This is a genomic window from Stenotrophomonas sp. SrG, assembly GCF_050031795.1.
Taxonomy (GTDB): domain Bacteria; phylum Pseudomonadota; class Gammaproteobacteria; order Xanthomonadales; family Xanthomonadaceae; genus Stenotrophomonas; species Stenotrophomonas rhizophila_A.
Window position 1 is genome coordinate 1 of record NZ_JBNBBE010000028.1, and the last position, 8,846, is coordinate 8,846.

Annotated in this window: 11 protein-coding genes and 1 pseudogene; 10 read left to right on the plus strand and 2 right to left on the minus strand. The window is 65.1% G+C overall.

All coding sequences use genetic code 11. From position 1 onward, the window contains the following. Positions 1-236: 236 nt before the first annotated feature. Positions 237-542, minus strand: a pseudogene (locus tag ACQG3P_RS18420) (hypothetical protein); the annotation flags it as partial. 384 nt (positions 543-926) lie between these two features. On the opposite strand from ACQG3P_RS18420, the gene ACQG3P_RS18425 reads away from it, so the two are divergent. Next, complete coding sequence (locus ACQG3P_RS18425) at positions 927-1,484, plus strand: hypothetical protein (protein ID WP_426805840.1); 558 nt, start codon at positions 927-929, stop codon at positions 1,482-1,484. 152 nt (positions 1,485-1,636) lie between these two features. Here ACQG3P_RS18425 and ACQG3P_RS18430 read toward each other — a convergent pair whose 3' ends face one another. Continuing rightward, a complete protein-coding gene (locus ACQG3P_RS18430) occupies positions 1,637-2,350 on the minus strand; it encodes an SGNH/GDSL hydrolase family protein (RefSeq protein ID WP_426805841.1) in 714 nt (237 codons plus the stop codon). A gap of 189 nt (positions 2,351-2,539) precedes the next feature. Between ACQG3P_RS18430 and ACQG3P_RS18435 the strand changes: the two genes are divergently transcribed. From ACQG3P_RS18435 to ACQG3P_RS18475, 9 genes are all read left to right on the plus strand, one after another. Beyond that, a complete protein-coding gene (locus tag ACQG3P_RS18435) occupies positions 2,540-2,920 on the plus strand; it encodes a diacylglycerol kinase (RefSeq protein ID WP_426805842.1) in 381 nt (126 codons plus the stop codon). Positions 2,921-2,962: 42 nt separating this feature from the next. Next, positions 2,963-3,712 carry a TerC family protein gene (locus ACQG3P_RS18440; protein ID WP_093532939.1) on the plus strand — a complete coding sequence of 250 codons (750 nt, stop codon included), beginning with the start codon at positions 2,963-2,965 and terminating at the stop codon, positions 3,710-3,712. Positions 3,713-3,934: 222 nt separating this feature from the next. Beyond that, positions 3,935-4,576 (plus strand): LemA family protein, encoded by a 642-nt coding sequence (locus ACQG3P_RS18445; RefSeq protein WP_068854548.1) that lies wholly within the window; start codon positions 3,935-3,937, stop codon positions 4,574-4,576. A 16-nt stretch (positions 4,577-4,592) separates the two neighbouring features. Beyond that, complete coding sequence (locus ACQG3P_RS18450; RefSeq protein ID WP_426805856.1) at positions 4,593-5,486, plus strand: TPM domain-containing protein; 894 nt, start codon at positions 4,593-4,595, stop codon at positions 5,484-5,486. Then, positions 5,486-5,974 (plus strand): TPM domain-containing protein, encoded by a 489-nt coding sequence (locus ACQG3P_RS18455; protein ID WP_217537033.1) that lies wholly within the window; start codon positions 5,486-5,488, stop codon positions 5,972-5,974. The genes ACQG3P_RS18450 and ACQG3P_RS18455 overlap by 1 nt, the downstream gene beginning before the upstream one ends. Positions 5,975-6,025: 51 nt before the next feature. Further along, on the plus strand, positions 6,026-6,922 hold the full coding sequence (lgt, locus tag ACQG3P_RS18460; RefSeq protein ID WP_320459118.1) for a prolipoprotein diacylglyceryl transferase: 897 nt from the start codon (positions 6,026-6,028) through the stop codon (positions 6,920-6,922). Then, positions 6,919-7,713 (plus strand): thymidylate synthase, encoded by a 795-nt coding sequence (locus tag ACQG3P_RS18465; protein ID WP_093532936.1) that lies wholly within the window; start codon positions 6,919-6,921, stop codon positions 7,711-7,713. The genes lgt and ACQG3P_RS18465 overlap by 4 nt, the downstream gene beginning before the upstream one ends. Positions 7,714-7,739: 26 nt before the next feature. Then, positions 7,740-8,270, plus strand: coding sequence for a hypothetical protein (locus ACQG3P_RS18470; protein ID WP_426805843.1), 531 nt, complete (start codon positions 7,740-7,742; stop codon positions 8,268-8,270). After that, positions 8,267-8,761 carry a dihydrofolate reductase gene (locus ACQG3P_RS18475; protein ID WP_426805844.1) on the plus strand — a complete coding sequence of 165 codons (495 nt, stop codon included), beginning with the start codon at positions 8,267-8,269 and terminating at the stop codon, positions 8,759-8,761. Before ACQG3P_RS18470 ends, ACQG3P_RS18475 begins: the two co-directional genes overlap by 4 nt. Positions 8,762-8,846: the final 85 nt, after the last annotated feature.

Genomic DNA, 8,846 nt, shown 5'->3' on the forward strand with positions numbered 1-8,846 from the left:
GTCTTGCCACGGGTCACCTCGATGCTTGGATTGATCCTATCGAGTGTCCAGCCGGATTAGACCACCTCAACCCATCCTTGGGGGCTTGGTCGCCGCATCCATGCGGCTCACACCCCCGCAAACCCACCCCCGCCACTCCCCTCGATGGTGTGCGAGCGCGGTAGGGTCGGTTCCCAAACGACTGCTGACTCTGCTGATCGGCCCTTTAACGCATGACCTCAAAACAACGTGCGCTGTTACCGCTTTACCGTTGCACCACACTGCACCTTGCTTGCCAATGCCTTCCGCCAGATCGCATACCCCTCCGGCTTCATATGCAGCATGTCTTCGCGGAACAACGTCGCGCGTGGCTGCCCGTCCTCGCCCTGCATCGGGGTGTAGATGTCGGTGTAGCCGGTGTTCGGCAGCTTAGCCAAGGCCTGCTGGATCAATCCGTTCCCTTCCTGCACCGCCGGCAGCAGGTTCGCGCTCTCAATCGAGTTGACACCGACAGGAGTCTTCGGGAGGTCGCGGTTCACGCGTTGGAGAAGTGCAAGGACATCCGAGAACAAAGACCGGGCCTAGAAAGGTCGAATCGCGTAGGGGAAGCGTTCTTAGTAGTCACCGTAGATTCTGCGGATGACCTCGAAGGTTCTTGAAAGTCTTTGGCAAAACGCGACATCAGGCTGTAGGTCGATAACGTCACTCATTGCAGCAGACTTGTCGGATTGATCGATCTATCTGCTTTTCAAATTCTCTGTGCCATGGACGTTCGTTTCAATGGCGAGCTGCATCCAGGTCAATGAGCATTATTAAAGGTTTCTATTGAGGAAATTCTGTGATTTGGACCCCATCGGAGCGGCCTTGTCGAAGGCTAGGCTCTGCCCGTGAGTTGGGGTGCATCACAACTCGCAGACCTCATAAACTCATGTGTCGGGAGCTTGCCTGTGAAAGGATTTGTAACGATTGTTGCGTCTGGTGTGTTTTTTTGTCTGGCTTCGGGTTATGTGGCCGCCAAGTCGGTGGCGCTTATTCCGGATGGGGTTGATCGTTTAGAGGGTGAGAGAGGTGCGTACCCAGGAGTGCCCACGGCGATAATGGAACGTCGTAAGGTGAACGGGGCAGGGGGAGACGTGTTTAGTGAGAATTCGGTGTATGCAGGTGGTGGCGACTGGCCTGAAGGAGGCTTTTTGTCCAATCTAGGCGTTATTGCTTACCACCCGTTTGAAGGTGCAAACACGCTCCATCAGTGCATCGTGAAGTCTACCAAGCCTTGGAACTACTTCACCTCACTTGACTCCAACTGCGAGGGTCAGGCCAAGCCGGTGAGGCGTAGGATCATCGGCTATGTTTACTCGTACCAACATCCGGGGACGACCCCGCTCTACCGCTGCCGACAAGACTTGCCGGGAAGGTCCGATCATTTTGACAGCATCCGGGAAAACTGTGATGGCTGGGGCGCAACCATCAACGAAGGCATCTTGGGGTATATATGGCCCTACTGAGCTTGCGTTTTGCGCTCTAGGGTGCATCTGATTGCTTCGGGTATTAATCTTGTTCCGCCATGGTCATCCTTGCCTGGAGGGCGCCCGCGTCATAGTGGGTGCCCTCTTATGACAATAATTTTCATGTATCGACGCAGTTGCGTCGTTGTCGATTATCTGCACTGCACCTTCGGTGCCAATGCCTTCCGCCAGATCGCATACCCCTCCGGCTTCATATGCAGCATGTCTTCGCGGAACAACGCCGCGCGTGGCTGCCCGTCCTCGCCCTGCATCGGGGTGTAGATGTCGGTGTAGCCGGTGTTCGGCAGCTTCGCAAGCGCCTGCTGGATCAATCCATTGGCTTCCTGCACCGCCGGCAGCAGCTGCGCGCGCGACGGGCTGGGCTTGATCGAGATGACTTCCACGGTGGTCTTCGGCAGGTCGCGGTGCACGCGCTGCACGAACGCCACCACGTCGTCGCGGACCTGGGTCGGCGTGCGGGCGCTGTTGAGGTCGTTGTCGCCGGCGTAGAAGAAGACCTTGCAGGGCGCGTACGGAATCACGATCTGGTCGGCGTACCAGGTACTGTCGCGCACTTCGGAGCCGCCGAAGCCGCGGTTGAAGACCTTCTGGCCGGGGAAGTCGGCCGCCAGGGTGTTCCACATCCGGATCGAGGAACTGCCGATGAACTCGATGCCGCCGCGCGGGGGCGGGGTGGCGGCGTCGGCCTTGGCGAAGGCGGCCATGTCGCCGGCCCAGGCCACGTTGGAGACCTGTTCGGGGACCTGCGGCGGGGCCGGCACCGGGGCGGGCTTGAGGGCCAGGGCGGGCAGGCTGGCGGTCAGCGCCAGGGCGAGCAGCAGGGGGCGGGCAAAACGCTGGGACATGAACGACTCCTTTGATGCGTAGGGTCATTCTAGGCCGGGTGGGCCGGCCAACGCCCGGCACGGCCGGGTGGCGCCGCCACCCTTGTGGCAAAATGGCGGATTGTCCACCGCTTCCCGCGCTGCCCATGACCCCTTGTCGTGCCCCGCACCTGCCGTCCTGCCTTGTTTCCCGCCGTGGGGTGACCCTGCGTGGCTGATGAAACCGGGCACATGCCCCGCGGCCCCAAGCGCATCTTCAAGGCCGCGGTGTGGTCCTGGCAGGGCCTGCGGGCGGCCTGGCTGCACGAGTCGTCGTTCCGGCTGGAGGTCTACCTGCTGGTCGTGCTGGCGCCGCTGGCGCTGTGGCTGGGGCAGACCCCGGTCGAGCGCGCACTGATGATCGGTTCGATGCTGCTGGTACTGGCCATGGAGCTGGCCAATTCGGCGATTGAAGCGGTGATCGAGCGCTACGGCGCCGAATTCCATGAGCTGGCTGGCCGCGCCAAGGACATGGGCTCGGCGGCGGTGTTCGTGTTGATGATGAATGTTCTGTTGTGCTGGGGCCTGGTCCTGGCGCCGCGCGTGTTCTGACGCGCCCACGTCCGCTTTCCCCCTTAGTAAGGATCCAGGTCCATGTTGCTTGAACTGCTGTCCGACCCGAACGTCTGGTTGACCCTGCTGACCCTGAGCGCGCTGGAAATCGTGCTCGGCATCGACAACCTGGTGTTCATTTCCATTGCCGTGAGCAAGCTGCCGGAAGCGCGCCGTCCGTTCGCGCGCAAGCTGGGCATCGCGGTGGCGTGCATCACCCGCATCCTGCTGCTGGTGTCGCTGGCCTACCTGGCGCACATGCAGGCCAATCTGTTCACCGTGGCCGGCATGGGCATCTCCATCCGCGACCTGGTGCTGATCCTCGGCGGCCTGTTCCTGATCATCAAGGGCGGCATGGAAATCCGCGAGCTGATCACCGGCGGCGAAGACGAAGATCCCACCACCACCAAGGCCTCGGCCGTGTTCGGCATGGTGATCGCGCAGATCGCAATCATCGACATCGTGTTCTCGCTGGATTCGGTGATCACCGCTGTCGGCATCGCCGACCACGTGCCGGTGATGGTCGCGGCGATCCTGCTGTCGGTGGCGGTCATGCTGCTGGCGGCCAACCCGCTGGGCCGCTTCATCGACGCCAACCCGACCGTGAAGATGCTGGCCCTTGCCTTCATCCTGCTGATCGGTGCGGTGCTGATCCTGGACGGCTTGGACGTGCACGTGCCCAAGCCCTACATCTATGCCGCCATGGGCTTCTCGGTGCTGGTGGAGTGGCTGAACCTGCTGATGCGCCGCCGCGCCGTGGCCCACCACGTGCCGGGTGCCGGCAATTGGTGAAACCGACCTGCGGTCGGTTTCACCCGTACCGACCAACGGTCGGTACCTACCGGGTTGGACGCGGATCCACCGGCAATTGGACGCGGATCCACCGGTAACGGGTGCGCGCGGACCAACCCTGCAGGTGACGACCGTTGGTCGTCACCCCCGGACACCCTAACGGGGAATTAACCCCTATTCATGCCATTCTCCGGCCGCGTCCACCCCGATCCGGAGCCGGCCATGCGTATCTCTCCCCGACTGATCCTGCTGGCCCTGCTGGCCAGCCTGTTGTCAGGTTGTGGCTACAACTCGATCCAGCAGAAGGATGAGCAGGTCAAGGCCGGCTGGGCCGAGGTGCTCAACCAGTACAAGCGCCGCGCCGATCTGATTCCCAACCTGGTGCAGACCGTGGAAGGCTATGCCAACCAGGAGCGCCAGGTGCTCACCGACGTGACCAATGCCCGCGCGCGGGTGGGCCAGGTCAACGTGAATGCCGACGACGCCGAGTCGCTCAAGCAGTTCCAGCAGGCGCAGGGCGAGCTCAGTGGCGCACTGTCGCGGCTGCTGGTGGTGACCGAGAACTACCCGAACCTGAAATCCGACCAGGGCTTCCGCGATCTGCAGGCGCAGCTGGAAGGCACCGAGAACCGGATCACCGTGGCGCGCGGCCGCTACATCCAGCAGGTGCAGGACTACAACACCTACGTCCGCTCGTTCCCGCAGCTGATCACCGCCAAGCTGTTCGGCTACAAGGAAAAGCCGAACTTCACGGTGGAAAACGAAGCGCAGATTTCGCAGCCGCCGGCGGTGAAGTTCGGTGCGCAGCCCGCGGCCCCGGCGCCCGCGCCGCCGCCGCAGCAGGCTCCGGCCCCGGCCCAGTAAGCCGGTGAACACCCCGCTGCTGCTGCGCGCGTGGTTGCTGCTGTGCCTGTGCCTGTGCCTGGCCGTGCCGGCTTGGGCGCAGGCTGACGCGGCGATTCCGCCGATGACCTCACCGGTAGTGGACACCACCGGCACCCTGGATGCCGCGCAGAAACAGGCGCTGGAGGCCCAGGCGCTGGCGTTGCAGCAGCGCAAGGGCAGCCAGCTGCAGATCCTGATGGTGCCCAGCACCCAGCCGGAAACCATCGAGCAGTACACCCAACGGGTGTTCGAGCAGTGGAAGATCGGCCGCAGCGGCGTGGACGATGGCGTGCTGCTGGTGGTGGCCAAGGATGACCGCCGGGTGCGGATCGAGCCCGGCTACGGGCTGGAAGGCGCCATTCCCGATGCCATCGCCAACCGGGTGATCCAGGAATACCTGGCCCCGCGCTTCCGCAGTGGCGACTACGCCGGCGGGCTGGTCGACGGCAGCGCCGCATTGGTGAAGCTGATCGACGGCGAGGAACTGCCGGCGCCGGTGAGTGCCCACCGTGATCCCCGTGGCAGTGGCGGCGATGGCTTCACGCTGGCGCTGGTGATCGGCTTCTTCGTTGGCACCTTCGCCCGCGCCCTGCTGGGCTGGCTGCCGCGCCCGGTGCGCGCGCTGCTGGGCGGTGGCGGCGCAGCGGTGGCCGCCTTCCTGTTCACTTCGCTGTGGCTGGCCAGTGGCCTGGCCGGGCTGATCGGCCTGTTCGTGGGCTTCTCGTCCGGCCGGGTCGGCCGCTTCGCCCGCAACAGCGGCTGGGGCGGCGGTGGCTTTGGCGGCGGCGGAGGCTGGGGTGGTGGAGGCGGTGGCTTCGGCGGTGGCGGTGGCGGCTGGGGCGGTGGGGGTGGACGATCCGGAGGCGGTGGCGCCTCGGGAGGATGGTGATGCGCATCTGGCGCCATCTGTTCGCACCTTCGCTGCAGCGGACCTTCCCGCCGGACGCGCTGCAGGCCATCACGGATGCCATTGCCGGCGGCGAGCGCCGCCACGGCGGCCAGGTCATGTTCGCGGTGGAAGCGGATCTGCCAATGACCGCGCTGTGGCAGGGGGTTACGCCCCGGCAGCGGGCCGAGCATGCCTTTGCCCAGCTGCGCACCTGGGATACCGAGAACAACAACGGCGTGCTGGTCTACCTGCTGCTGGCCGACCACGCCATCGAGCTGGTGGCCGACCGCGGTCTGCGCGGCAGGGTGGGCGAAGCGCAGTGGCAGGCGGTGTGTGCGCACATGCAGCAGCAGTTGCGCGAGGGCGCCCTGCAGGACGCGGTGCTGCTGGCCATTGCCGAGGTATCGGACATACTGGCGGGGCACTATCCGCCCGGCAGCGGGTCCAAGGATGACGCCCTGCCCAATACCCCGCAGTTCCTTGGTTGAGGTACGGCGGCGCTGGCCCGAGAATAGCCGCTTACCTGCAAGGCATTGCCCATGATCTATCTCCACGACATCGACCCCATCGCCATCTCGCTTGGGCCGGTCAAGGTGCACTGGTACGGCATCATGTACCTGCTCGGCTTCACTGCGGCCTGGTGGCTGGGGCGGCGGCGCATCGCGGCAGGGCGCCTGCCGGGCGTGGATGCCAACGGCTTCTCCGACCTGCTGTTCTACGCCATGCTCGGCGTGGTGGTGGGTGGCCGCGTGGGGTACATGCTGTTCTACGCGCTGGGCGATTTCCTGCACAACCCGCTGCTGCTGTTCAAGGTGTGGGATGGCGGCATGAGCTTCCACGGCGGCCTGCTGGGCGTGCTGTTCGCCTCGTGGTACTGGTCGCGCAAGCACCGCCTGCACCTGGGCGACACCATCGACTTCATGGCGCCGCTGGTACCGCTGGGCCTGGGCTTTGGCCGCATCGGCAACTTCATCGGCGCCGAGCTGTGGGGCAAGTACACCGACGGCACCTGGGGCGTGGTGTTTCCCTCCGGCCTGCCGTCGCCGCTGAACCAGCTGGACATGCCGGCGCTGCGCGAGCAGTTTGCAACCGGCGCACTCAATCCGTTCGCCCGTCACCCCTCGCAGTTGTACGAAGCGCTGCTGGAAGGGCTGGTGATGTTCGTGGTGCTGTGGGCGGTGTCGGCCACGCCGCGCCACCGTTACCTGGTCTCGGGCCTGTTCGCGCTGATGTATGGCGTGTTCCGCTTCGCGGTGGAATTCGTGCGCATGCCCGACAACGGCGTGTACCTGGCCTTTGACTGGTTCACCCGCGGCCAGCTGCTGAGCCTGCCGCTGGTGGTGCTGGGCCTGGTGCTGCTGGCCCTGTCGCGCCGCGCGCCGGTGCTGCAGCCGGTGCTGCCGGTCACCCCCGCCACGGCTGGGAGCAAGGCATGAAAGCCTACCTGGACCTGCTCGAGCACGTGCTCGAACACGGCACGGAAAAATCGGACCGCACCGGCACCGGCACGCGCAGCGTGTTCGGCTGGCAGATGCGCTTCAACCTCAACGACGGTTTCCCGTTGGTCACCACCAAGAAACTGCACCTGCGCTCGATCATCCACGAGCTGCTGTGGTTCCTGAAGGGCGACACCAACATCGGCTACCTGAAAGACAACCAGGTGCGCATCTGGGACGAGTGGGCCGACGAGAACGGCGACCTCGGCCCGGTCTACGGCAAGCAGTGGCGCAGCTGGGCCACCGCCGACGGCGGCAGCATCGACCAGATGCAGTGGCTGGTGGACGAGATCAAACGCAACCCGGATTCGCGCCGGCTGGTGGTGAGCGCCTGGAACGTGGGTGAGCTCTCGCAGATGGCGTTGATGCCCTGCCACAACCTGTTCCAGTTCTACGTGGTGGACGGCAAGCTGAGCTGCCAGCTGTACCAGCGCAGCGGCGACATCTTCCTGGGCGTGCCCTTCAATATCGCCAGCTACGCACTGCTGACCCACATGGTGGCGCAGGCCACCGGGCTGGGCGTGGGCGATTTCGTGCACACGCTGGGCGACGCGCACCTGTATTCCAATCATTACGAACAGGCCCGCGAGCAGCTCGCGCGCGAACCGCGCGCGCTGCCCACGCTGTGGCTGAATCCGGACGTGACCGATCTGTTCGGCTTCCAGTTCGATGACATCCGCATCGACGGCTACCACCCGCACCCGGCGATCAAGGCGCCGGTGGCGGTATGAGGCGGGCGCGTCGGGTCGCCCTGCTGATGCTGCTGCTGTCGCCGGCACTTGCACAGGCCGCAGCCGATTCCCCCGGGAACCTGGCCGCACAGGTCAATGCGCAGATCGTGCTGCGCCAGGTCAACAACAATGTTGCGATGATGGCGGACGGGTTGGGTGCGGGTTTCCTGCCGGGCGATCTGCCGGCCGCATGCGAGCCGGCAACGCGCGCGGCGGTGGCCAGCATGTCGACGGCGCTGGTGCGCTTCATGCAGGAAACATTCAACGACCCTGCCTACCAGCGCGGCTTCGAGCAACTGCTCGGCAGTGCCTGGACGGCGCAGCAGCTTCAGGCCTTCCTGGACCGAAGCGGGGAGGAGGAGCTCGGCGTGCTGAGCGCCGAGGTGATGTCGGCCCCCGGCCTGCAGGCGGCACAGGAGGCGCACATGGCCCGGCTCACCCAAGCGGCCGACAGCATGATGGACGCCGACCCGGGCCTGCAGAAGGCACTGGCCGAAGTGAACAGCGCGCAGCAACACTGCGACGCGGCGCGGATGGAACCGGAGGCCGGCACGTGAAGCTGTCCCTTGTTGCGGCACTCGACCACGACCACGGCATCGGCCAAGCGAACCAGCTGCCCTGGCAGCTGCCGGACGACCTGAAGCGATTCAAGGCGCTGACGATCGGCAAGCCGATCCTGATGGGCCGCAAGACCGCGCAGTCGCTGGGCCGCGCGTTGCCGGGCCGCCCGAACCTGGTCCTGACCCGCTCGGGCCAGGTACCGTTCGAGGGCATGCAGGCGGTGGCCACCATCGACGAAGCACTTCAGTTCGCGGCCGATGCCGGCGCAGACGAACTGTGCGTGATCGGCGGCGGCGAGATCTACCGCCTCGCCATGGCGCAGGCCACCGACCTGCACCTGACCTGGGTGGATACCCGCGTCCAGGCCGACACCCATTTCCCGCCGGTCGACCCGCAACTGTGGGTTGAAACAGCGCGCGAGCATCATGCCGCTGATGCGCGACACGCATTTGCGTTCGATTTCGTGGATTACGCGCGGAAGGCGTAAAGCCAACAGCAACAGCAACAGCCTTCGCCTGCGAGGGTGTCTGGCTTGGCCGGCGCCGGTGGGTTTGCGGGAGACGCCGTGACCC

Coding starts and splice junctions, on each gene's coding strand:
- ACQG3P_RS18430 (WP_426805841.1), bottom strand. CDS start 2,350: ATGTCCCAGCGTTTTGCCCGCCCCCTGCTGCTCGCCCTGGCGCTGACC.
- ACQG3P_RS18440 (WP_093532939.1), top strand. CDS start 2,963: ATGTTGCTTGAACTGCTGTCCGACCCGAACGTCTGGTTGACCCTGCTG.
- ACQG3P_RS18445 (WP_068854548.1), top strand. CDS start 3,935: ATGCGTATCTCTCCCCGACTGATCCTGCTGGCCCTGCTGGCCAGCCTG.
- ACQG3P_RS18455 (WP_217537033.1), top strand. CDS start 5,486: ATGCGCATCTGGCGCCATCTGTTCGCACCTTCGCTGCAGCGGACCTTC.
- lgt (WP_320459118.1), top strand. CDS start 6,026: ATGATCTATCTCCACGACATCGACCCCATCGCCATCTCGCTTGGGCCG.
- ACQG3P_RS18465 (WP_093532936.1), top strand. CDS start 6,919: ATGAAAGCCTACCTGGACCTGCTCGAGCACGTGCTCGAACACGGCACG.
- ACQG3P_RS18470 (WP_426805843.1), top strand. CDS start 7,740: ATGCTGCTGCTGTCGCCGGCACTTGCACAGGCCGCAGCCGATTCCCCC.